The sequence below is a fragment of the Butyrivibrio sp. XPD2006 genome, assembly GCF_000420865.1.
Taxonomy (GTDB): domain Bacteria; phylum Bacillota; class Clostridia; order Lachnospirales; family Lachnospiraceae; genus Butyrivibrio.
The window spans coordinates 186,458-210,681 of sequence record NZ_ATVT01000004.1; the positions used below are offsets into that span (position 1 = coordinate 186,458).

Here is a 24,224-nt window from a genome sequence, read left to right on the forward strand (position 1 = left end):
GTTACAACCATTATATACTTGTTGTTTTGTTTAATCAAACCCAAAGAAGTTATCTGACCAGAATTCTTCATCTGTTATTGCTTCGAAGCTGTCATATCTGAGAACATATCCGGTATTTCTGGACATTGTAAGACTCAGGATTCCGTCAGTTACGGTCTTGGTTGTGGGTGATACATCAAATCCCGTGCTGTCTGAAACCATAAGCTGCTTGAACTTGGCATCCCTTGGGATTCCCATAGGCCATACCTGAATATCCCTCGTAATCTCATAGTCGTTAAGGTTTATGGCAACCACAATAGCAGAAGTTCTGTTGAATCTTCCGTAGGCCATGAAGTTATTCTCTGCATAAAGCTCTCTGATAGAGCCGGTCTTAAGCTCAGGGCATTCCTTGTGAATACGGATCATCTCTTTGTGGAAGGCAAGCATCTGCTTGTCCTCTTTGCCCCAAGGATATGTTCTCCTGTTGTCAGGATCGGTAAATCCGCACACACCGGCCTCATCGCCATAGTACAAGGTAGGAGCTCCGGGCCATGTCATCTGGATCATGACTGCCTGTCTCATCACATGCTTTCTGATACCTGTGTCAGCTGACGAAGACATGAGAGTATCGCATCTTCCTACCTTCTGGCTGGTCCTTGTGAGGAACCTCGAATGATCGTGGTTAGACAGCTCATTCATAGCCGTATAAAGAGAGGGCATGGTAAAGTTCTCACCGCCTGCATAGAGCATGGTGTCAAAAAACTCCCTGGCATTGCCGACTCTTATCGGTTTAAACTCATCGCTGTGCTTGTCCATTCCGGTGAGAAACCACGTAACAGGCTCCATAAAGGCGTCATAGTTCATGACGGTATCCCATTCTTTGCCACTGAGCCAATTCCTTGAAGGTCCGTAGTGCTCAGCAAGGATAATTGCCTCGGGATTGGCCTTTTTGACCTCTTCCCTGAACCTCCTCCAGAACTTGTGATTGTACTCCTCTGAGTGTCCGAGATCTGCTGCCACGTCAAGTCTCCAGCCGTCGCAGTTATATGGCTCTGACACCCACTTTTTGCCGATTCCTATAATGTAGTCCTCAAGCTCTTTGGAGCCCTCATAATTGAGCTTTGGAAGGGTATCATATCCCCACCATCCGTCATAGCTGGCGTTGTAAGGCCATTTATCCTGTGAAAATGAGAAATATTTTCGATAAGGGCTCCCGGATGCCACATAAGCACCCTTCTCGTATCCCTTGACATCTTCATATATAAGTTCTCTGTCAAGCCACTTGTTGAAGGATCCGCAGTGATTAAACACACCGTCAAGAATAACTCTGATGTCTCTCTTATGGGCCTCCGCAACTACCTTGGCAAAGAGCTTATCACTGGCTTCTAAGTTCTTTTTATTTGTAACGCGCCTAATGTAGCGCTCTGCTCTCTTGTTGCTCTTCTCAAACTGAGGAAGAATATCTCCTCCATCCTCGACAATCTTGCCGAAGTGGGGATCTATATGGTCATAGTCCTGAATATCGTATTTATGACAGGACGGAGAAACAAACAGAGGATTAAAATAGATGACTTCTATTCCCAGATCCTTGAGATAATCGAGTTTATCAAGAACACCCTGGAGGTCTCCGCCGTAAAACTCGCAAAAGTCTGTCCTTGGATCGGGGTAGCTCCCCCAGTCCTCTACCTTTTTGGCTTTGAAGCCGCTATAGGCATATTCTCCGGTCATTACATCGTTGGTGGGATCTCCGTTGCAGAACCTGTCAACGAATATCTGGTACATTACTGCGCCTTTGGCCCAGGTGGGAGTTGAGAATCCCGGGATAACAAGGAACCTCATACTCTCCATAACATCGCTGACAGCACCTCTCTTGTCGTAAAAAGAAAAGCTGCCGTCCCTGCCCGTTATCTCAAAGTGATATATGAATGGATCCTTGCCAATATTTATAGAAACGTCATAATAATCAAATCCGTTGTCGGTTTCGGAGAGCTTCATCTTCTTGTGTTCTGACCCACATACCAAATGGACCTGGGAAGCATCTCCGTGAGCGCATCTGAACCTGAAATCCGTGATACGCCCAATATCTGGTTCCGCAGGCCTTAGGTAGTCCAAGGTCATGTCATGAAAGAAAGCCGACTGATTCATAGTAATTCCTTTAAAAATATATTTTCGAATAAAGTAAAAAAGACAGCGGGGTAGCTGTCTTTTTAGAGAAGGTATTTCTTTCTTATGGGGTATAGCAAAAAACTATATAATGTATTGGGGGGTTACGCCTATTATACTAGCATCCCCTCAAACCCACGTAAAGACTAATACTTCACAAATTTGTCAAAAACAGCGTCATGTTTTTGTGCATTTTTCACAATCAAAGCTCTACATCCACGTCTTCTGTGATTGTATGACCCTCGAAGAGCGCTTCAAACTCCTCTCTTCCGATCTTTTCCTTCTCGATCAAAAGAGCTGAGCTCTTGTGGAGAACGTCCTCATACTGAAGGATTATCTCCTTAGCTTTCTTGTAGCATTTATCAATGATGTTTCTGACTTCCTTGTCTATCTCACCTGCCACCAGCTCGGAATGCTTCTTGGAATGTGAAATGTCATATCCGATAAAGACATCTTCTTCATTTTCATCATAGTTAACTATACCGATATTATCTGACATACCGTACTTGGTAACCATGCTTCTGGCTTCCTGAGTTGCCTTTCTGATATCACTGGATGCACCTGTTGTTATATCTGAGGTTCCAAAGATGATCTCCTCTGCAATTCTTCCGCCGAGAGAAACCATGATATCTTCGAGCATCTTGCGCTTTGTAAGGAACATTTCATCCTTTTCGGGAAGTGGCATTGTGTAACCTGCTGCCCCGAGGCCAGTAGGAATTATAGACACAGTATGAACAGGGCCAACCTCAGGCAGTACATGGAACAAAATAGCATGTCCTGTCTCGTGGTAAGCAGTGATCTTTTTCTCCTTGTCGGAAATGATCCTGCTGTGCTTCTCTGTTCCGATTCCAACCTGTATGAAAGCCTTGTTTATATCTTCCTGTTTAATGAACGCTCTGTTGTCGATGGCTGCGCGTATTGCAGACTCATTAAGCAGATTCTCAAGATCTGCTCCGGTAAACCCGGCTGTTGTCTGGGCAACCTGTTTGATATCAACATCCTCTGAAAGAGGCTTGTTTTTGGCGTGTACTTTGAGGATTTCCTCTCTTCCGCCGATATCCGGTCTTGAGACAGTGATCTTTCTGTCAAAACGTCCGGGTCTTAATATAGCGGGATCAAGAATATCTACTCTGTTGGTGGCTGCCATAACGATGATGCCTTCGTTTACACCAAAGCCGTCCATCTCAACAAGGAGCTGGTTCAGTGTCTGCTCTCTCTCGTCGTGTCCGCCGCCCATTCCGGTACCACGCCTTCTTGCTACTGCATCAATCTCGTCGATAAATACGATACAGGGAGAGTTCTTTTTGGCGTCAGCAAAGAGGTCTCTTACTCTTGATGCACCGACACCTACGAACATCTCAACGAAGTCTGATCCGGAAATACTAAAGAAAGGCACTCCTGCCTCTCCTGCAACTGCTCTTGCAAGAAGGGTCTTACCCGTTCCCGGAGCTCCCTCCAAAAGTACACCCTTGGGGATCCTTGCTCCCACCTTGGTGAACTTCTCAGGGTCCTTTAAGAACTCTATGATCTCTGCGATCTGCTCCTTCTCTTCCTTGAGGCCTGCGACATCCTTGAGGGTAGTCTTGTTCTCTTCCCCTGTTGACATCCGTGCCCTGCTCTTTCCGAAATTCATCATTCGGTTGTTACCTGAGCCCGAGCTCTGGATATTGGTAAAGAGCGTGAAGATGAATACCATGACTATCAATCCTACAATTATCGGAATAATGCCGTTTATCAGCACATTCTCCGTAGGAACATCCTTAACCTCAACGCTGATGCCCTTCTGTGTAAGATATTTCTCAATATCCACAACATCTGTAGAATAGAAGTTTGTTTCTTCAGATCCGTCATTAAAGTAAACCCTGACCTGACCTGTTGGCGTCTCTGCATTTGGTGTGATCACAACATAGGTGATCTTATCGCCTTCTATGTCTCTCTCAAGTGAAGTTCTGTTGTAAACCGGGCCCGGATTATTCACAAGCCCTCTTCCGTACTCAAGGATCACAACCGCAACCAAAAGCACGATCACAAAAATAAATAACGAATTAAAGTTCTTTGAACGATTCAATTTACTAAGCTTCCCCTCTTAAACAATACTTTTCCCTTATCAGTTAAATTCTACGACACCGATATAAGGGAGATTACGGTATCTCTGGTCATAATCCAGGCCGTATCCGACTACGAACTCGTCAGGAATCTCAAATCCTGTATAGTCTACCTTGACATCTGTTACTCTGCGCTCGGGCTTATCAAGAAGTGTGCAGAGCTTAATGCTTGCAGGATCTCTGTCCCCAAGCATCTTGATAAGATATGAAAGTGTTCTGCCTGAATCCACAATATCCTCAACAATAAGAACATGTCTGTCCTTTAACGGCTCATCAAGGTCTTTTACGATCTTAACAACACCACTGGATTTTGTTGAGCTTCCGTAACTTGAAGCAGACATAAAGTCCATTGTTACAGGAACAGTGATGCGCTTTGCAAGCTCACACATAAAGAACACTCCGCCCTTAAGGACGCATACAAGGTGAACTGTCTCACCTGCGTAATCTCTGCTTATTGCCTCTCCAAGTTCCTTGATCCTCTTATCTACTTCCTCTTCCGAAAGTAATATACGTACAGATTCAGCCATTAATCTTTCCTCCAGTTTTGTTTATATTTATAGTTAAAACTCTCTTTGTAGTTCCACTAACTTTGTAAGCGTCGCTCATGCGATAGCCCGGAAGCCATAAGACTTCATCCCCGTCACAGAGGATATACATGCTATCCCTCTCATCCCTTGGGACCTTCTCATCAGTCATCAGTTTGGAAAGTTGCTTGGAATGCAGCTCTCCTTTCTGCGAAATCCTGATATAATCATCCCGACGCCTTTTGCGAAATGAAACTGCTTGTATTCTATCATAATCGAGCCATTTCGTATATGTCTGCGTAGGTACTTCTTTTTGGGCATCGTAGGAAATTACTGCAATCCGAGCTCTTCCCAGTCCCGGGATCACAATTTCGGTTTCCTCTCCTTCTGTCAGTGACAGGTTTATATCACCGCCATCATCTGTCCGGTTTTCAGCCGGACCGAGTTTTAAAATATCGTATGACCTTACTGCCTTAAGCCCGTAAGGCAAATCTACAGATGCGGTACCCGACATATCTCTCATAAGGCTTAAAACCGCATCAACATGGGCAAACCCGATATCTTTGCGACTTTTAACAAGTTGTTCAAAGGCCATCAGTACAACATTTTCTTTTATAATGTCCGCTTCCTCTGAAAGCGCTCTGACATCTATATTAACCGAGTCGCCCAGGACCTCTGCGGTCTCTGCAAAGACCTTCTGCGTATAGCCTCTGATAAATTCGTCTGCTTTTTCAAAAGACATTGCTGCCCTTGCCATGTGACTGACAGATTTGGGGTTTACGCCCTCATCCAGCTCCGGAATGATGCGGTTTCTGATGATATTTCTGGTATGGACATTTTCAAAATTGGTCATGTCCGTGCAAAAAGATATGTTTCTCTCCTGAAGGTACTCTTCAATCTCGTTTCTGTCCACACATAAAAGCGGTCTTATGATGTTGTCCCTTACCGGCCTTATGGCTGCTGCCCCGTGAAGGCCGCATCCCCTTGTAAGGTTCATAATCAGGGTCTCAGCCACATCGTTTTGATGATGTGCAACAGCAATCACGTTTGCCGACAGCTCTTTTGCGTAAGCATTAAAAGCCTCATATCTGGCCCTGCGACCGGCTTCCTCTTCTGTCAGTTTAAGCTCCCTTGCCAAAGCCGGAACATCCACCGACACTGCTCTGAACGGAATACCTCTCTCTGAGCAGAAGTTTCTTGAAAACTCCTCATCCTCAGCAGCTTCCTGCCTGATGCCGTGATTTATATGTATCGCAGCAAGCCTGAACTTTAAGATATCCTTCAGCTCATAGAGCACGTTTAAAAGAGCTGTGGAGTCCGCTCCTCCGGAGAAGCCTGCCACAACCGAATCATCGGGGGATAACATCCCGTTCTCTTTTATGAAACTAAAAACCTTTGATGTGAATTTATCCATTAGACCTTGCTTTGAATATCAAAAGCGCAGACTTATACGATCCCCGTATAGATGTCTGCGCCTAACTACTTAGCTATCAGTTATCCGTGTTCTTGAAAATGATCTCTCCCGGATAAACAAGTCCCAGCTTCTCCTTGGCTGTATCCTCTATATATTTACGCGTCTCAGTGTATCTCTCGAACTCGGCAATTTCTTCACTTCTCTGTGTCTCGTACTCGATCTGTTGCTGAAGCTGATCTTCTTTTTCCTGATATTCCCTGGCCTTCTGCATCAGTCCGATGCTCTTTACAGAAACCACGGTCACCAGGATCAGCACAACAATGCTGGCCCAGACGATACCTGCTCTATTCCTTAATCGACGCCTTTTATAACGAGCTCTGGTCGCCATGTTTACCCCCTGCTTCTTAACACTATACCACCACTTTCATTGTAATACAGCTGTTTTGGCCGTGTCAAATCAGATATATCTGTAGAGATTGGTCACATCCTCTTTGTGGATGGTCTCCTGAACGTCCAGTACCTCCACTGAAACATCCTTGTTTCCAAAGCCGATGGTGATCTTATCTCCCACCTTGACCTCTGTTCCCGCCTTGGCAGGTTTGCCGTTGATGGAAACCCTTCCGGCGTCACAGGCATCATTGGCCACGGACCTTCTCTTTATCAGTCTTGTTACCTTTAAATACTTATCAAGTCTCATTATCCTTCACCCGATGCAGTATTGGCTGCATCGTTTGCTCCTTCGTCTGTACTTGTCTCTTTGCTTGCCGAGTCGGATGCGCCATCATCTTTGGAGGAATCCTCAGATGATGAATCTCCCGATCCCGACGAATCTTCTGTCGCTGCACTCTCTGCTGTCGAAGCAGAATCGCTTGACGGTGCAGAATCCTCTGTGGTTGACGCATCTCCTGACGAGGATGAATCTCCGGCAGAAGACGAATCTGCTGCGGAAGAAGAATCTCCTGCAGATGATGAATCTCCCGTAGAAGCTGAGCTTCCGCTGTCTGATGAATCACCTGTACTTGCGGAAGTGCTGCTTGATGCATCACTGCTTGATGATGAGTCATCGGTGCTTGAGGCATCGCTGCTTGAAGAGGAATCTCCTGAGGAAGCGCTGCTTGAAGATGATGAGTCATCTTCACTCTCTATCTTTACAAGATCCGGGAATGAGTAGGATTTGTTATCCTGTTCCTTATCCACATTGATCCTGTAGCTCTTTGTCTCATAACCGTCTTTTTTAAGGATGACTTCATGGTTACCTGAGATTTTATTTACACTAGTAGGTATTACGCCTATATAAGCGCCGTCAAAATATACCTCTGCATCGTAAGGATTGTCAAAGTATATCTTGTAGCCCTTGATCTCCTGATTGGGCTTTTCTTCTTCTGTTGAATTGGCGCTGACTGTTGCTGCGGATGACGCAGAACTGGAGGCGCCAAAATCTATCGTGCCCACAGGGTAGCTTGCATATGTGGATGCGCTGCTGGCAGCTGTACCGCCGTTTAAATCTTCCTCGCTGGAAGCTTCGGTTGCCGCATCATTCTCTTTTTCGAGTTCTATCTGGATAACAGCCTTGGCTGTACCAACCTTGAGATATTTGTCCTGGGTTATGTACCCGTCCGCAAGCACCTTAAGGGAGTGATATCCGTAGTTGATGGTCTGAGGAACTCCGGTAAGGGCTCTCTGCCCGTCCACAAACACTTCGGCATCCTCAGGAATGACCTCAAATGTGACCAGCGACTCCTTGGGCTTTGTTATGGATACGCTGCTGGTATCAACAACAGTCTCCTGGTTACGGCTGATATTGACTTCAGTCTGGAAGTTTGCACCGTTGCCCAGGATCTGAAGGTTATAATCTCCCTCCGGAGCACTGAGCATCATGTTAGGTGATATCTTGTGTATTACTTCGTTGTCCAGCTCAAGCCATGCCCCAACAAGGCTGTGATCCTCAACAGTGTCCGAAGAGAGGCTCACGTAGCCGTGTCCGCCGGTTACAACAACGCTGTAAATATCCCTGCCTATGCCGCTTACGGTAATCCTGTCTGTGGCAAGAACGTCCTCTGCAAGCGCCGGGTTGCCTTCTGCCATCACAAGGGTTCTGGTGTCTATCTTATATATATCCCCCTGGATCCTGGCTGTTCCGTCGCCTCTTACAAGATCATGATTTCTTGTATTTTCTATAACCCAGGCATCACTTGATACATTAAGCGTTGTAATGTGCTTGCTGCTCTTTAAAAAAGTAACATCAACAATTTCTCCGACTTCAAGCAAAGATGCCGATAAAACCGTACCTCTGGCGTCATACATCATACTTGTATTGTCATAAGTAAGAGTATAGGTCTTGCCTGTCTGATGGTTTCTTAGTCTTATGATCTTTTTGGTAGTGTCAATGTCTCTTATGGCTGCAGTATCTGCAGAATCATACTTGCCTATCAGAGAAACACTGATCTTGTCTGTGCTCTCTGCTGCCCTTGTAATGCTCTGAGGTGAAGATATCAGCATTCCCAGCGATAATGCAGTTGCAAGTACCACCCTTAGTATTCTCTTGGATGTAATCATTGCTCTCCCCGTTCCACATGATCCATCATGTATTCTTCTCTTAGGCGCTCCGGCTCCAGCAAATACTCCTTCGTGTTGTGCTCAGGATGCTCCAGAACATCCATCAGCATTGCTTGTAATATGTTTCCCAGCGTCTTGCCGGGTGTAACTCCGAGGCTGATAAGGTCCTTTCCGTTAACCGCCAGAGATTTCAGGTTAACGCAGTCCTTTCTCTCCAGAATCTCCCTGTAAACAGCCTTGCACTCCTCGATGACCTTAAGCTTATCATCGCGCATATAGTCGCTCTGAGCCATCGTATCAGCATATCTGACCTCGAAAAGAAGAGGGAAATCCGCCTCTCCCACTTTGGCCATGGCTCTTCTGATACTTGAAGCCTTGGGCGGAAATCTGTAGTCGTGATAGAGTACAAGATTGCAGACCCTGTCCATGGTGTCCCTGTCAAACTTAAGACGCCTGAATATGTTCCCGGCAATCTCAGCGCTGACCCGGTCGTGGTTGTAGAAATGATATACTCCCTCGTCATCTATCTCCATTGTATCAGGTTTTCCCATATCATGCATCAGCATTGTAAGGCGCAGAACCCTGTCAGAGCGCACATTCTTCAGGGCTTCCACTGTGTGATCGCCCACATTGTACATATGGTGTATGTTCTCCTGCGGTGTATCCATGCATTTGTCGAATTCCGGCAGGACCACTGCTGTTATTCCAAGCTCATACGCTGTTTTTATCTTCTCGGGATGCGGGGACAAAAGAAGCTTGACCAGCTCTGTCTGCACTCTCTCGGCGCTGATCTTTGAGAGGGTAGGAGCAAGCTCTTTTATCGCACTCTCCGTCTCCGGCTCGATGTCATAATCCAGCTGGGCTGCAAATCTGACAGCCCTCATTATCCTAAGTGCATCCTCGGAAAATCTCTCTCTTGGATTTCCCACGCACCTTATTATCCTGTCCTCTAAGTCCTTCTTGCCGTCAAATCTGTCTATCAGGCCTTCTTCCTCATTGTAGGCCATGGCATTTATCGTAAAATCCCTTCGTTTCATGTCCTCGAAGAGATCCCGGGTAAAAGTGACTTCCTTGGGATGACGGGAATCCTCATAAACTCCGTCAATCCTGTACGTAGTGACCTCATATCCCTCTTTTCCCATCATAACCGTAACCGTACCATGTTCAATCCCGGTATCGATGGTCCGCTTAAAGAGCTTCTTGGTATCCGACGGAAGCGCGTTGGTTGTGATATCCCAGTCCTCAGGAGTCCTGCCAAGAAGCGCATCCCGGACACATCCGCCCACTATATAAGCCTCGAACCCTGCCTTGTGCATGGTGTCGAGAATCATTTTTGCATTTTCAGGTATTGTTATCTTCATACCTTCATAATAGCCTAAAGCCCTGAATTTGTGAATAATTACTAGGCATTTTATCAATAAGGTTATATACTTAATATATGTAATAATGAGGAAAAATAAATGAAATTTTGGGATTATCATCGCTATGATAAGCTTGCAGCGATACTGCTGCTCATAATATCCGTTATTGCAATATTCTTCGCTACAGAAATCTTCTTCGAACCGACTTACGAGATCTACAGCTTAAACGACGGCTGGGAGATCTCTGTAAATGGTGTCTCCAAAGATACAGATTCCCTGCTTGATGCCAATTTCGGCGTAATGAACAACGGCGACATCATAATTCTCAAAAGAACTCTTCCTGAATTCAAACTCGAAAATCCCTGCATCATGATGTACACCATACACTCTCTTATTGATGTTTATCTGGACGATGAGCTCATTTACTCCTTCGGACATGATTATTATGAGCGCGAGAGAACTGTTCCCAAACGCTATAATTACTTTGCCCTCGGCCAGGATTATCTGGGAAAAGAGCTTAGAATTGCCATCTCAGGTACAAGATACCACTCATTTTCCGGCACCTCCGTTGTAACAGTGGGCGAAAGACGTGACATTCTCACCTATCACCTCAGAAGAATGCTCTCGAACATCATAATCGGCGATTTCCTGATGATCCTGGGCCTGGCGCTGATGGTACTCTCTCCATATATGGTCCTTTATCACAACAATGATCTGAGGCTTTTATTCAGCGGTCTTATATCGCTGCTTCTTGGTCTGTATATTTACTCTTTCTATGGACTTATCGATCTTTTGTGCAACAATCCGGTCCTTAACACCATCTGCGAGTACACGTCGATGTACAACATTCCGACGGCCATTCTCGGATACTTCATGTCCATTTCATCCGGCAGACTAAAGAAGATATTCGGAGGCTTGTTTAGTGCCAACATGCTTGTTTTCCTGTCGGTATTCTTCTTTACAGTCATCGGAAACAGCAGGATTTTTGAATTCTCAAGCTTTCTACAGGGGCTTGCCTTTGTGGAAGCTGTCATCTGCTCCGTCATCATAACAAAAGCTGCTGTAAAAGCATTTAAGGAACCGGATTTACACCTTATCTCCTCTGACAATGTCTTTTCCGCAGGCCTGATCCTGTTTATGATCCTGTCAGTTGTAGATATCTTCAGATACAACTACTCCAAATATATCTCCCATCTCGGCGAGTCCTCCACGACAATATCGTTCTTCACCGCCGGAGCTGTGCTTTTGGTGTGCAGTCTTCTTATCAGTTATCTGCTCTATATTATTTACAACTCAAACCTTCAGTCCATGCAGAGCAGGATATCTTCGCTTGCCTTTACTGATCCTCTTACAGGCCTTGCCAACAGGGCCCGTTGCGAGCAGGTTATGGATCTGCTCTCACAGGAGAGATCACAGTATACCATCATAAGCCTTGATCTCAATAAGCTTAAACAGGTCAATGACACCCTTGGCCACCATGAAGGCGACAGGCTTCTTTCAGGATTTGCCACAATTCTATCTGACTGCTTCCTGGATGCTAATCTTGTGGGACGCATGGGCGGAGACGAATTCATCGTCATCCTCACCGAAGAGAGGACTCTCAACACCACCAGAAGAATACACGAGCTTTACTCCATGATAAATGACTGGAACCACAAGGAGCAGGTTTTCCAGTACAGCGCTTCCTATGGTTATGCCTACAGCTACGAAGTACCCAGCGGTTCTGCCCAGGAAGTATATATGCTTGCTGACAGCAGAATGTATGAGATGAAGAGGGAGCATCAGATGGACAAGCGTAAGGAGGTGATAAAGAATGCGTAAATTCTTATCTTTCCTTGGCCTTGCCATAGCGCTTTTGATCATTTTCTTTTCATTTGCCGCATACATTTTCTCTTATGAACCGGTACATCCTGTAATAAAACTTGAAAAGGGCTGGACCGTGACCTATCACAACCAGCAATATCTCAACACAAATCTGGAGCACCTCAGCGCCGAGGTAGGTTCCACCTTCTCGAGAGGTGACATCGTTAACCTGAACCAGACAGCACCTCTTTCTGACATAGATGCTCCTTTCCCTTATCTTGCATTCAAGACAAGGTATTGCAGATATGAAGTTTTCCTTGATGAAGAGCTTATTGAAAGCTCACTGGCTGCCGATTCCTCCAACAAGGAATTTGTTGGCGCAGGCTACAATTTCATCTCTCTTCCCGATGACTACGCAGGCAAAAGACTCACCTTAAAGCTCTATGTAACGGAAAACGCCACAAGAGCTGACATAATCACACCTGTGATAGGGGACTTTGACGATATTTACAGAGATATGATCCATTCAGTCATCTATCCGTTTACCATCGGGCTGTTCATGATCATGTTCGGAGCAGTATTCCTGATAATATCACTTCTGTTCTATATCAGGTCAGCCGGAGTGACTACACAGATCCTCTGCTCAATCCTCACCATAGTTCTGGGGAGCTGGCTCCTTACAGCCTTTGATATTTCAAATTTCGTACTTCCTCCGTCATCTGCCACTACCATTGAATTTACCTCGATGTACCTGATAGTACCGCTTATCTACGCTATTGTTTTTGATCTACACAGACGCAGAAGCAATACGCTGTTGATTATAATGGGGCTTGCCACAATGGGCTTCTCACTGGTTTTCATAATACTGCACTTTACAAATACCGTGCACCTGAACCACTTCCAGTACCCGTACTACCTGATCTCCAGCGTGGGCATCCTTGTCCTGATCGCATATGTGTATGTAGATGTAAAGGCCCAAAACCACAATTCTTCCAGACTTATAATCATGAGCGGAGTAACATTCCTGTGCATATCTCTTTTGTGCTATGTTGTTTCAGTCCTGCTCCGCCAGCATATTGATTATATTCGCACCACAATGCTTGCTGTCATTATGACAACCGGATCAATGCTCTTTGTATTTACGCAGCTCCTCAATTACTTTGTATTCATGACGCACTCTTTTGCCCAGAAAAAAGAGTATGCTGCGCTTACAAAGATTGCCTATGTCGACAATCTCACCGGCCTTCCAAACAGAGTCAGCTGCGATGAGAGACTTGTCGAGTTCAATAACTCAGACGACAACTTCTGCCTGCTGAGTCTTGACCTCAACGGACTTAAGGAAGTCAACGACAATGCCGGCCACCCTGCGGGCGACAAGCTTCTTAAGTCTTTTGCCGACACGCTTTCAGCTACTATGGGGGATCTTGGAACCTGTACCAGAATAGGCGGAGATGAATTCCTGGTACTCATAAAAAGCACCACTTCAGAGGAACTTGACCAAAGACTTGTAGAGCTTGATAAACGTCTTTTGGAACTTGATAAAAAAGATCCCGATGTAAATCACAGTGTCTCCTACGGCTATGCCTTCAGGGATGAAGCCGAGGACAAAGACACTCACTCAGTCTTCATGCTGGCCGATCAGAGAATGTATGATTACAAACGGGCTCACTACGCTAATCTTATGAAAAGATAAAAAAAAGGACGCGCATTAATACGCGCGTCCCCAATATACCATCTTTGTTGCAGGCTTTCCGCACATTACACATGTGTCGGAGAGCTTTTCCTGTTCAAAAGGAATACATCTGCTGGTAGCATTGAATTCTTCCTTAACCTTCTCTTCGCACTCGCGGCATCCGCACCACATAGCCTTTACAAAGCCCTTGGTCTCTTTGAAAGCTTCTGCGAACTCCTCTTTGTTGTGAGCTGCGAAGGTGTGCTGTGCAAGGTGATTCTTGGCTCTCTCAAACATATCCTTCTGGATTGTATCAAGAAGCTCACCAACCTTGGCTGACACTTCAGAAATAGGGCACTCGATCTTCTCCCTTGTATCTCTTCTTACAAGAACACACTTACCCGCTTCAAGGTCCTTAGGTCCGATCTCTACACGAACAGGAATACCTCTCATCTCCTGCTCAGCGAACTTAAATCCCGGTGTTCTGTCTGTATCATCAGTCTTAACCCTGTAATCTGAAAGGCTCTTTGCGATGCCATAGGCTGCATCAAGAACGCCTTCCTTTTTCTGCTGGATAGGAATAACAACTACCTGTACAGGTGCGATCTTAGGAGGTACTACAAGACCTGAGTTATCGCCGTGTACCATGATCATGGCACCGATTGTACGTGTTGTAAGTCCCCATGAAGTCTGGCATACATAGTGGAGCTGGTTGTCCTTGCCGGCGTACTGGATTCCGAAAGCCTTGGCAAAGCCATCACCGAAGTTGTGGCTTGTTGCGCTCTGAAGAGCACGTCCGTCGTGCATAAGCGCCTCTACTGTATAAGTAGCCTCTGCTCCAGCAAACTTCTCTTTGTCAGTCTTGCGACCCTTAACTACAGGAATGGCCATGTCATTCTCAAGGAAGTCAGCGTATACGTTAAGCATCTGCTGAGTTCTCTCCTCAGCCTCTTCCATTGTAGCGTGTGCTGTGTGGCCTTCCTGCCAGAGGAACTCTCTGCTTCTAAGGAACGGTCTTGTCTCCTTTTCCCAACGAACAACGCTGCACCACTGGTTAAGAACCTGTGGAAGGTCCTTGTAGGAGTGGATTTCTCCCTTATAGTAATCGCAGAATAAAGTCTCTGATGTAGGACGTACACAGTATCTCTCTGTAAGTGGCTCAAGTCCTCCGTGAGTAACCCATGCTACCTCAGGTGCAAATCCTTCAACGTGATCCTTCTCCTTCTGAAGAAGTGACTCAGGAATGAACATAGGAAGGTAAGCGTTCTGAACGCCTGTCTCCTTGAATCTTGCATCAAGGTGCTTCTGAATAAGCTCCCAGATTGCATAGCCTGCAGGCTTGATCACCATACATCCCTTGATGTTTGAGTAGCTTACAAGGTCTGCCTTAATACATACGTCTGTGTACCATTGTGTGAAATCTTCATCCATTGATGTGATCTCAGAAACGAGTTTCTTGTTGTCTGCCATGATTTCTCCTCTCTCTTTCTTAATATGAAGTGGATACGAGGTTTACTAAAAGCAAATAAAAAAGCCTTCGCATCCCTAAAAACAGGGACCGAAAGCTCGGCGGTACCACCCTATTTAAATCTGCACAAGCAGATTTCACTTCATTTGTGCCCTTAACGCGGGTAACGCTGTATTTATGCTATCGCTTTCATACAGGACTCCAAGGCGGGTTCGCTGTTTTTCCGTAAGAGCCTCACACCATACGGCCCTCTCTCTGAAACGTGATTGCAGTTACTATTCCTCTTCAACGTCGATTTATTTATTTCACTCATTCTAGAATTTTAACCATGTATTGTCAACCCAAAATTTTGGTCCCCTGGGACCATTACCTGTTGAGCTCGCTCTGGGGTCCGTCTGAGTGGTGATTTCTGATTATACTGTCAATCACCTGCTTATCACAGGCAGGAAGGTCGCCCGGTACCGTGTTCTTAACGCTTGAGGTTGCGTTTCCATAGAAAAGAGCTTTCTCCACATCGTCATACTCAAGTAGTCCGTACAAAACCCCCGATACATACGCATCTCCGGAACCGATCCTGTCGATTACGTCAATTCCGGTATATGGCTTTTCTGTATAGAACTTGTCCTCTTTTGCGCTGTAGATAGTCGATGTGAAGTTGTGCTTCTTGGGACTTATGACTTCACGCTGAGTTGTGCATACAATCTCCACCGGATAGTCTTTTGTATAGCTCCTCATGATATCAGAGAGCTCTCCCTCCTTCTGCATCATGCGCCTGGATGTTTCCTCAGACACAAAGAGAATATCGACATACGGAAGGATGCTCTTAATTGCTGTCCTTGCCTCTTCCTCGCTCCAGAGATTAGCTCTGTAGTTGCAGTCAAAAGACACCTTGGCGCCGGCTGCTTTAAATCGCTTTATCAGCTCTGTTGTCACTTCGCAGGTATTCTTATTAAGTGCAAGAGTAATTCCGCTGGTATGGAACATTCTTGTATTCGTATAAACACTTTCCGGAATCTCATCCAGGGAAATCCTGGTAATTGAGGAATTCATTCTGTCGTAGACGATTGACGGCTTTCTCGGTGCTGCGCCGTTCTCATAATAATAGATACCAAGACGCGCCTCCGGTGCATCGTCATAGATAAGATAGTCATCGGAAACACCCTCAAACCTTATCCTGTTCTTGATAAAGGTTCCGAGAGCATTCTTCGGAAGCCTCGATATAACGCCTGTGCGGAGCCCTAAAAGAGCCACACCAGACGCCACATTGAGTTCGGAGCCACCGGCACGCTTATCAAACACATCTCCCCTGGTCATCAATTCGTAATTGGGCGGAGAAAGCCTAAGCATTATCTCCCCAAAGGTTAACAGATCAAATCTTCCATCTCCCATAACCGGCCTCCTTATTAACCATCAAAGCCACAGTAGTATCTGTAGATGATATTATAATATGCTATTAGAAATTCTCATGTAAGAGCTTACATTGCAGATAATGTAGAATATTTTGAACTAAAAAAGGGGATATGAACTATCCCCTTGAAGTATCCCTGTCATTATATTTTGATAAAACGACTTTTCCTGTCTTTAATGTCTCTTTTACATCAATGACTCTCTGGTTTGACGAGCCTCTAAACCTCAGCATAAGGTCTTTTTTATCAAGCATAAACTCTCCGTCCACCAGGACATCAGTCATTGAAAGGATCGCATCCGTATCCTCTCCATGGCATCTTTTATTATCCGGATCCGTAAGTTCATCCCAAAGATATCCCGAATATATCCAGATTGTAGCCTTAGGCACTTCCTTTTTGATCCTCTCAAGGAGCGGTCTTATCTCCTTCTGGTTTGAGATTTCCATTGGCTCTCCGCCAAGGATTGTCAGGCCATCGATATATCCCGGCTTTAAAGATTCAATAAGTTCATCTTCAACCTCTTTTGTATAGGGCTCTCCATAATTAAAGTCCCAGGTCATCTCATTGAAGCACCCCTTGCAATGGTGAGTGCACCCGGAAACAAAAAGTGCCGTCCTACAGCCTACTCCATTTGCAACATCGTTATAATAAACCTGTCCGTAGTTCATAACAAAAACCTCTAAAGATACAATACAAGCCGGACTAAATGCCCGGCTCGTATCTGTATTTCATACTTTTTCAATAACCCCCAAGCGATACCTTACACGGGTTCGCCTATAACCAATTATCAGCAGGAAATCTTAGGATTGGACATGTGGAGAACTCTCTCCTTGATCTCCTGGGTACGTCCCTGATTCCAGAACTGAGTTCCGATATATCCACAGGTACGTCTTGCAACATTCATCTTATTCTGATCACGGTTGCCACAGTTAGGGCACTCCCAGATAAGCTTGCCGTCTGTATCGGTAACGATCTTGATCTCTCCGTCATATCCGCAGCACTGGCAGTAGTCTGACTTGGTGTTGAGCTCTGCGTACATGATGTTCTCATAGATGTACTTCATAACAGAGATAACAGCCTCAATGTTGCTGTTCATATCAGGAACTTCGATGTAGCTGATAGCTCCTCCCGGTGAAAGAGCCTGGAACTCAGCTTCAAACTTGAGCTTGGTGAATGCATCGATCTGCTCTGTTACGTGTACGTGATAGCTGTTTGTAATGTAGTTCTTATCAGTAACCTCAGGAATTATGCCGAATCTCTTCTGAAGAGCCTTGGCAAATTTGTAGGTTGTTGACTCAAGAGGAGTTCCGTAAAGAGAGAATGATACGTTCTCTTTAGCACGCCATGCTGCGCACTTGTCGTTAAGGAACTGCATAACCTTTAATGCGAAATCTTTTCCTCTCGGATCTGTATGTGATACGCCCTTCATGTACTTGGTGCACTCGCAAAGTCCTGCATATCCAAGAGAAATTGTTGAGTAGTTACCAAAAAGAAGCGGATCAATCTTCTCACCCTTCTCAAGACGGGCAAGTGCTCCGTTCTGCCAAAGGATAGGAGCCACATCGGAAGGTGTTCCTAAAAGTCTGTTGTGCCTTGCCATAAGTGCTCTGTAGCAAAGCTCACATCTCTCGTCCAGGATCTCCCAGAATCTGTCCTCATCCTTGGAGGATGAACATGCAACATCAACCAGATTAAGTGTTACAACACCCTGATTAAATCTTCCGTAATACTTGTGTGTTCCTTCTGTATAATTCTTGGCCTTAGCCTTGTTGCCTGCATTGCAAAGTCCCTCTGCAAGAGCTTCGTTGTCAGGTGTAAGGAAAGATCTGCATCCCATGCAAGGATAAACATCGCCTTTCTTGAGCTCTCTCATCTTCTTGGCTGAGATGTAATCGGGAACAAGTCTCTTGGCTGTGCACTTAGCAGCCAGCTCTGTGAGGTACCAGTACTTGGAATCCTCATTTATATTGTCCTCATCAAGAACATAGATAAGCTTAGGGAATGCAGGTGTGATAAGCTGACCCTTCTCATTCTTAACACCGTAAATACGCTGCTTGAGCATCTCTTCGATGACCATTGCAAGGTCTTCCCTCATCTGTCCCTCGGGAACTTCGTCGAGATACATATATACTGTGATGAAAGGAGCCTGACCGTTGGTGGTCATAAGTGTAATGACCTGATACTGGATAACCTGGCATCCTCTCTCGATCTCTTTCTTAACTCGCATCTCTGCGATCTCATCAACCTGTTTCTTGTTGATCTTCATGCCGGCTGTCTCAAACTCGAGAGCAACTTCCTTGCGGAATTTCTGTCTGCTGACATCAACAAAAGGAACAAGGTGAGAAAGTGTTATACTCTGTCCGCCGTACTGTGAGCTTGCTATCTGGGCAATTGCCTGAGTTGCGATGTTGCATGCAGTTGAAAAGCTCTTTGGACGCTCGATCATGGTCTCGGAAATAACTGTTCCGTTCTGGAGCATATCCTCAAGGTTTACAAGACAGCAATTGTGCATGTGCTGTGCAAAGTAATCCGCATCATGGAAATGGATAAGTCCTTCCTCATGAGCCTTAACAACATCATCGGGCAGAAGGAATCTCTTTGTGATATCCTTGCTGACTTCACCTGCCATATAGTCTCTCTGAACGCTGTTAACAGTAGGATTCTTGTTGGAATTCTCCTGCTTGACTTCCTCGTTGCTGCACTCAATAAGAGACATGATCTGCTCATCGGTTGTGTTTGATTTTCTAACCAGAGCATGCTTATAACGATATGTGATATATTTCCTTGCAACCTCGAACTTGCCGGATTTCATCAGGCCATCCTCAACCATGTCCTGAATCTCCTCCACGCTGGCTGCACGGGTAAGAGAGGCGCACTGCTTTTCAACAGATTTCTCGATGTCACTGATCTGACCCTCTGTCAGCTTCTTCTCCTCAGTAACCTCGTTGTTGGCCTTTTCAATCGCAGCGATAATCTTGCTGCCGTCAAAGGCAACTTCTTTGCCGCTTCTCTTTATTATCTTCATAACAAACCCCTTTCCTTTTGAAACACCTTCTGCACACAATATATTGTGGTCATATAAATATGATAATACATTATATTGATTAATTCAAGCTCAAATATTTCGAACTTTTTCAAGGCGCAAATGCAGTCTTTTCAAGTGTTCCAGCGTTTCTCTCCCGGAAATTTCTTTTCCAGAAAAATAATATTCCGTGTTTTTCATCCACGACATTTCGTTTTCATCATCAAAAGACATATCTATATCTTGTGCCACTTCCAATGAAAGCACATCTGCAAGATGTCTTACCGTACCACTGTTCCCATCCACCAAAAGAGTTTCCTCTCCGAAATATTCCCTGTAGGACGGCTTAAAGTAATTAAAGTGGGTACAGCCCAGAACCAGCGCACAGTATTTTGCTTTATCAAAGGCTCCGAACTGGCTTGTGATGTACTCTTTTACCGCAGGAGTATCAAATTCCTCTCTCTCGGCGAACTCAACAAGCCTTGGCATTGCAAGAAGATCAACTCTGTGATCCTCATCTACTCTGTGGAGCAGGTCTTTTAGCTTATCCTGTCTGATAGTGACCGGGGTCGCAATGACCATTATCCTCTTTTTCTCTGTTCCCTCTACTGCAGGCTTAACAGCCGGCTCCATTCCAAGGATCGGAATATCATAGTTTTTGCGAAGCTCCTTGATCGCCACACTGGTAGCCGTATTACAGGCTACAACTATTGCCTCTGCCCCCTTGTCTATAAGAAAGTCTGTTATCTTTGTGGCATAACCGACTATCTGCTCAGGAGACTTGGTGCCATATGGAACATTTTGTGTATCTGCATAAAAAATGAATTCCTGATTCGGAAGCTGATGGTATGCCTCATGCAAAACCGAAAGTCCTCCGATGCCGGAATCAAAAATTCCTATCTTCATATTTCTTTTTCCTCTGTGTTACAATAAACTCATGAGCGAAAAAATATTTGATGAACTTCAAAAATTATATGACAACTCAAAAGTTGGCGCGTTGGTTCAGGAGATATGCGAATACTACGCCACAAGAGCAGGCTATGAAGACAGTTCCTACGAGGATGAGATTGAACCTACAGAAATCGTAGAATCTGCCTATATCCTCTTTTGTCTCCAATCCAGAGAGCAGATTCTTGATGAATTTGCCCTGGTCAGGAAAAAGTACCCCGCACTCTATGAACCTGTCGGAAATTTCCACAACACCCTTCTGGTGAACATGGACTACTCCCGACTTGAAAGCGAATGCGCAACCAGGATTGCCGGCTACGCCAAGGACACCACAGAAAAAGAGGTTCTCTCTCACGTAGAAAGCTTAGCCCGTTCAAGCGAAAACCTCTCTGAAGGCCTTGATAAATTTTACAGCTGGCTCCATACAAGAAGCCGTTAAAACCACCGAGCTTATTCCGGTGGTTTTTATTTTTCCTTGAGATACTTCATGGATGCATAGACCTGCTGCCCGTCAACTTCCACAAGGGCCCAGTGTCCGTCCTCCGAAACGGCGATCCTCTTGAGTTCATCGCCCTCCGGAACAAGTCCCACTACAGTATCTTTGCTCTCAGAACTGGGAACGGAGCGGATATTTAACGTCGAAGCTCCGGTAACCACCACTGTGTCGTTCTTTTCAATAAATCCTGCAGGTATTGCAGGCGCTGCCACAGATGCCGGCGCCTCATCGGGATCAGGCGCAAAATATCTGTCATATACCTTAACCTTAAGTGCCATTGCGACAATCGCCAGAATTATTATTCCGGTGAGTATTGATGCAACGCGCACCACAAGGTTCATGTTGATACCGCCCTCGGCATCATCCTCGTCGTAACCGTCATCACCATCGTAGTCTTCATCATAATCCGGATCATCCTCCGACTCATAACGCTCCCTTGACGGTCTTCTTCTGGGTTCAGGATCCCTCTGTCTTCTCTCTTGTCTGGGTTCCCTTCGTTTTTCTCTTCTCTCTTCGACAGGCTCCTCTTTGTGAGGTCTATCCTCCTCCGGCTCCTTGCGGGGTTCTTTGGGCACATCTTCACCAAGCTCCTTGCGGCGCTGGAGAATATACTCCTCCCTCTCCTCAGCGTTCAGGAACTGGTACGGATCCTCGATCTCGATGTTCATTGTATCCTGCGAAACAGGCTCCGGTGTTACAGCTTTATTCTTGTAGTCTTCAAAATTTGTAATCTTATCTGACAAAACTCTTCCCCCGGTCTCCTTTAAAAAGTGCTGGCTTTTTAAGCCAGCACCTTGTCAATTATTCCTTGTAATTTAGCTTTGTTCAGTGCTCCGACTGCTGTCTCCACAACCTCGCCGTTCTTGAAGAAAGCGAACATTGGGATTGACATTACTTTGTACTTCTGAGCGATATCAGGTGACTGATCAACATTGATCTTGCCAACCTTGAGTTCCCCTTCGTACTCCTCTGCGAACTCGTCGATCATCGGAGCCATCATCTTGCAGGGGCCGCACCAGTCTGCTGAAAAATCAACAAGCACCGGCAGTTTGCTCTTAAGCACTTCTTCTTCGAAATTCTGACTGTTTAATGTGTAGTCCATGTAAATTACTCCCCTTTCTTTCTGCTGATTATATATTTGTATATTGGGTTTCCTGCCTCCGAAAACCTCTCTTCATATTCTGTCATTACATTGCCCTTGTTCATGACCTCATCGTTGTGAAGGTCATAAGTCACGGCATCCAGTGTCCATCCTGCAGGCTCTATCTCATCCAGTGCAAACTGGAACAGGTCTTTATTGTCTGTCTTGAACTCGACAACTCCGTCAGGTACCAGTATCCGGTCATAGCGCTTCAAAAACTCTCTTGCCGGAAGCCTTCTCTTGGCGTGTCTGTCCTTGGGCCATGGGTCCGAGAAATTCAGGTATATCCTTCCGACCTCAGATGGTGCGAACACTTCAGTGATGGTCTCAGCATCCATTCGGATGAAGATGATATTGGGTAAAAGAAGCTGTTCCTGCTTCTGTAAGGCTCTGAGGAGTACACTTGAGTATTTCTCGATTCCAACGTAGTTGATATCGGGGTGAAGTGCTGCCATATCCATGAGGAATCTGCCCTTACCCATTCCTATCTCAATATGGATCTCGTTGTCATTTCCAAATACCTCTTTTTTCCAGAGGCCTTTTTTCTTTTCAGGATCCTTGATCGTAAAGTCTGAATCAGCTATTACTTCTCTTGATCCTGCTATGTTACGTAAACGCATTTTTCTTCCTGCCTGTGAATCTTATACTATGAATTTTACACCATTTGCTCGAAGTTTGGAAGTATTGTATTATAAGCATGTCATGAAGCTTACATATACTAACATAAGAAGAAATTTAATATACAGATCCATTGTCGCAGCCCTCATTTTTCTCGTTCTGAGCTTGTCTGTCTGTGACACTGCTTGTGCTGCTACCGACTACGAAGAGGCAGCTCAATTGCGCAAAGAACTTCCCATTCAGTCCAACGAAATAAGCTCCTGGCCCCACGGCCCCGAGATAACTGCAGAAGCAGCCATTGTCATGGAGGCCGGAACAGGTACCATCCTCTATGCCAAGAATATCAACGAAGAACTATATCCTGCCAGCACCACCAAGATCATGACCTGCCTTTTGGCTGTTGAGAATGCAGGTCTTGCGGATGAGATCACTTTTTCCAATGAAGCCGTTTTCAGCGTTCCTCAGGGAGGCTCCAATATCGGAATGGACGTCGGCCAGTCAATCACGCTTGAACAGGCTCTCTACGGTATCATGGTCGGCAGTGCAAATGAAGTAGCCAACGCCGTCGCCGAGCACGTAAGCGGAAGTATTTCAGCCTTTGTCGATCTTATGAATAAAAGAGCCAAGGAGCTTGGCTGCACCAATACCCACTTTTCAAATACCAACGGCCTTCAGGCGGATGATCACTACACCAGTGTCTACGACCTTGCACTTATCTCAAAAGCCTTTTTTAGCAATGAGCTTCTCTGTAAAGTCGGAAACACCGCACGCTATCACTTTACAGCTTCCGACAACCAGCCTGATGACTTCTATCTCAACAACAAACACAAGCTCATCAGCGGCGAGATGTCCTATGAGGGGATCGTGGGCGGCAAGACCGGATACACAGACCTTGCAAGAGAAACCCTGGTAACCTGTGCAGAAAAAGACGGCCTCAAGCTCATCTGCATCGTCTTCATGGAGGAGTCGCCGTCACAGTTTACTGACACTGTTACTCTTCTCAATTACGGTTTCAACAACTTTAAATCAATTAACGTAGCCGATTCAGACACAAGGTACATGCCCGATGACTCACTGTTCTTCGAGTCCGACAACGATGTGTTTGGCAGATCCGGAACCATATTAAAACTTGGAAAGAGCGACCAGATCATAATTCCCAAGACATCAACCATAGAAGATACCGATTATGAGATACAATACGATCTCACCGATTCGGAAAAGAGCCAGTTCCCCACTGCAATCGCACGAGTTGCCTACAGCTTTAACGGCGCACCTATAGGAAACGCTTACGTATGTTACTCATCAGCGGCAGGAATAAACTCAGCTGACAGCTCGGCTGCAGACAAGACCATATTCATAAATGTAAGGATTCTTCTTGCGATCGCAATTGCCATACTGATCCTTGCCACAATCATAGGTTCAATAACCGCTGCTGCCGTATCCGGCAAAAAGATATACAGCAAGTACGACAAGGTTCGCTACAACCGCAGGAAAAAAGAATACAGACGCACGAAATTCAAATCAAAGAAATTTTAAGACTGTGAGGAT

Annotated in this window: 20 protein-coding genes and 1 other annotated feature; of the genes, 4 read left to right on the forward strand and 16 right to left on the reverse strand. The window is 45.4% G+C overall.

The window, feature by feature from the left end:
* Positions 1-30: 30 nt before the first annotated feature.
* The 8 genes from G590_RS0106490 to G590_RS0106525 all read right to left on the reverse strand — a co-directional run bounded on the left by G590_RS0106490 (position 31) and on the right by G590_RS0106525 (position 10,102).
* Complete coding sequence (locus G590_RS0106490; RefSeq protein WP_022764865.1) at positions 31-2,124, reverse strand: alpha-glycosidase; 2,094 nt, start codon at positions 2,122-2,124, stop codon at positions 31-33.
* Positions 2,125-2,344: 220 nt separating this feature from the next.
* Complete coding sequence (gene ftsH / locus G590_RS0106495) at positions 2,345-4,210, reverse strand: ATP-dependent zinc metalloprotease FtsH (protein ID WP_022764866.1); 1,866 nt, start codon at positions 4,208-4,210, stop codon at positions 2,345-2,347.
* A 39-nt stretch (positions 4,211-4,249) separates the two neighbouring features.
* Positions 4,250-4,774: a hypoxanthine phosphoribosyltransferase gene (hpt, locus tag G590_RS0106500; RefSeq protein WP_022764867.1), complete on the reverse strand. Its 525-nt coding sequence runs from the start codon at positions 4,772-4,774 to the stop codon at positions 4,250-4,252.
* On the reverse strand, positions 4,767-6,185 hold the full coding sequence (gene tilS, locus G590_RS0106505; protein ID WP_022764868.1) for a tRNA lysidine(34) synthetase TilS: 1,419 nt from the start codon (positions 6,183-6,185) through the stop codon (positions 4,767-4,769). Before tilS ends, hpt begins: the two co-directional genes overlap by 8 nt.
* Positions 6,186-6,261: 76 nt before the next feature.
* Positions 6,262-6,573 carry an FtsB family cell division protein gene (locus G590_RS0106510; protein WP_022764869.1) on the reverse strand — a complete coding sequence of 104 codons (312 nt, stop codon included), beginning with the start codon at positions 6,571-6,573 and terminating at the stop codon, positions 6,262-6,264.
* A gap of 69 nt (positions 6,574-6,642) precedes the next feature.
* Positions 6,643-6,882 carry an RNA-binding S4 domain-containing protein gene (locus G590_RS0106515; protein WP_022764870.1) on the reverse strand — a complete coding sequence of 80 codons (240 nt, stop codon included), beginning with the start codon at positions 6,880-6,882 and terminating at the stop codon, positions 6,643-6,645.
* Positions 6,882-8,741 carry a PEGA domain-containing protein gene (locus G590_RS20500; protein ID WP_022764871.1) on the reverse strand — a complete coding sequence of 620 codons (1,860 nt, stop codon included), beginning with the start codon at positions 8,739-8,741 and terminating at the stop codon, positions 6,882-6,884. The genes G590_RS0106515 and G590_RS20500 overlap by 1 nt, the downstream gene beginning before the upstream one ends.
* Positions 8,738-10,102, reverse strand: coding sequence for a CCA tRNA nucleotidyltransferase (locus G590_RS0106525; protein WP_022764872.1), 1,365 nt, complete (start codon positions 10,100-10,102; stop codon positions 8,738-8,740). Before G590_RS0106525 ends, G590_RS20500 begins: the two co-directional genes overlap by 4 nt.
* 99 nt (positions 10,103-10,201) lie before the next feature.
* On the opposite strand from G590_RS0106525, the gene G590_RS0106530 reads away from it, so the two are divergent.
* Together G590_RS0106530 and G590_RS0106535 are read left to right on the forward strand one after the other, a co-directional pair.
* The gene (locus tag G590_RS0106530) at positions 10,202-11,923 is read left to right on the forward strand and encodes a GGDEF domain-containing protein (RefSeq protein WP_022764873.1); all 1,722 of its coding nucleotides are present in this window, start codon (positions 10,202-10,204) and stop codon (positions 11,921-11,923) included.
* Entirely contained in the window at positions 11,916-13,598 is a 1,683-nt protein-coding gene (locus G590_RS0106535; RefSeq protein ID WP_022764874.1) for a GGDEF domain-containing protein, read from the forward strand. The genes G590_RS0106530 and G590_RS0106535 overlap by 8 nt, the downstream gene beginning before the upstream one ends.
* Positions 13,599-13,613: 15 nt before the next feature.
* On the opposite strand, the gene proS is transcribed toward G590_RS0106535, so the two are convergent.
* From proS to murI, 5 genes are all read right to left on the reverse strand, one after another.
* A complete protein-coding gene (gene proS / locus G590_RS0106540; RefSeq protein WP_022764875.1) occupies positions 13,614-15,047 on the reverse strand; it encodes a proline--tRNA ligase in 1,434 nt (477 codons plus the stop codon).
* An 80-nt stretch (positions 15,048-15,127) separates the two neighbouring features.
* Positions 15,128-15,343: a binding site (T-box leader), on the reverse strand.
* Between the two features lie 68 nt (positions 15,344-15,411).
* Positions 15,412-16,434, reverse strand: a complete 1,023-nt coding sequence (locus G590_RS0106545; RefSeq protein WP_022764876.1) for a sugar kinase — start codon at positions 16,432-16,434, stop codon at positions 15,412-15,414.
* Between the two features lie 136 nt (positions 16,435-16,570).
* Positions 16,571-17,119: an anaerobic ribonucleoside-triphosphate reductase activating protein gene (gene nrdG / locus G590_RS0106550; protein ID WP_022764877.1), complete on the reverse strand. Its 549-nt coding sequence runs from the start codon at positions 17,117-17,119 to the stop codon at positions 16,571-16,573.
* A 119-nt stretch (positions 17,120-17,238) separates the two neighbouring features.
* Positions 17,239-19,476, reverse strand: a complete 2,238-nt coding sequence (gene nrdD / locus G590_RS0106555) for an anaerobic ribonucleoside-triphosphate reductase (protein WP_022764878.1) — start codon at positions 19,474-19,476, stop codon at positions 17,239-17,241.
* Between the two features lie 90 nt (positions 19,477-19,566).
* Positions 19,567-20,379, reverse strand: a complete 813-nt coding sequence (gene murI, locus G590_RS0106560) for a glutamate racemase (protein WP_022764879.1) — start codon at positions 20,377-20,379, stop codon at positions 19,567-19,569.
* 31 nt (positions 20,380-20,410) lie between these two features.
* Between murI and G590_RS0106565 the strand changes: the two genes are divergently transcribed.
* Positions 20,411-20,860, forward strand: a complete 450-nt coding sequence (locus tag G590_RS0106565) for a hypothetical protein (RefSeq protein WP_022764880.1) — start codon at positions 20,411-20,413, stop codon at positions 20,858-20,860.
* A 26-nt stretch (positions 20,861-20,886) separates the two neighbouring features.
* Here the strand turns inward: G590_RS0106565 and G590_RS0106570 are convergent, their stop codons facing one another.
* Genes G590_RS0106570 through trmB form a run of 3 tightly spaced genes read right to left on the reverse strand, consistent with a single transcriptional unit; the run spans position 20,887 to position 22,678 of the window.
* Entirely contained in the window at positions 20,887-21,660 is a 774-nt protein-coding gene (locus tag G590_RS0106570) for an SH3 domain-containing protein (protein ID WP_022764881.1), read from the reverse strand.
* Positions 21,661-21,698: 38 nt separating this feature from the next.
* Positions 21,699-22,019: a thioredoxin gene (gene trxA / locus G590_RS0106575; RefSeq protein ID WP_022764882.1), complete on the reverse strand. Its 321-nt coding sequence runs from the start codon at positions 22,017-22,019 to the stop codon at positions 21,699-21,701.
* A gap of 5 nt (positions 22,020-22,024) precedes the next feature.
* Positions 22,025-22,678, reverse strand: a complete 654-nt coding sequence (trmB, locus tag G590_RS0106580; RefSeq protein ID WP_022764883.1) for a tRNA (guanosine(46)-N7)-methyltransferase TrmB — start codon at positions 22,676-22,678, stop codon at positions 22,025-22,027.
* A 217-nt stretch (positions 22,679-22,895) separates the two neighbouring features.
* On the opposite strand from trmB, the gene G590_RS0106585 reads away from it, so the two are divergent.
* On the forward strand, positions 22,896-24,212 hold the full coding sequence (locus G590_RS0106585; protein WP_242829765.1) for a D-alanyl-D-alanine carboxypeptidase family protein: 1,317 nt from the start codon (positions 22,896-22,898) through the stop codon (positions 24,210-24,212).
* Positions 24,213-24,224: the final 12 nt, after the last annotated feature.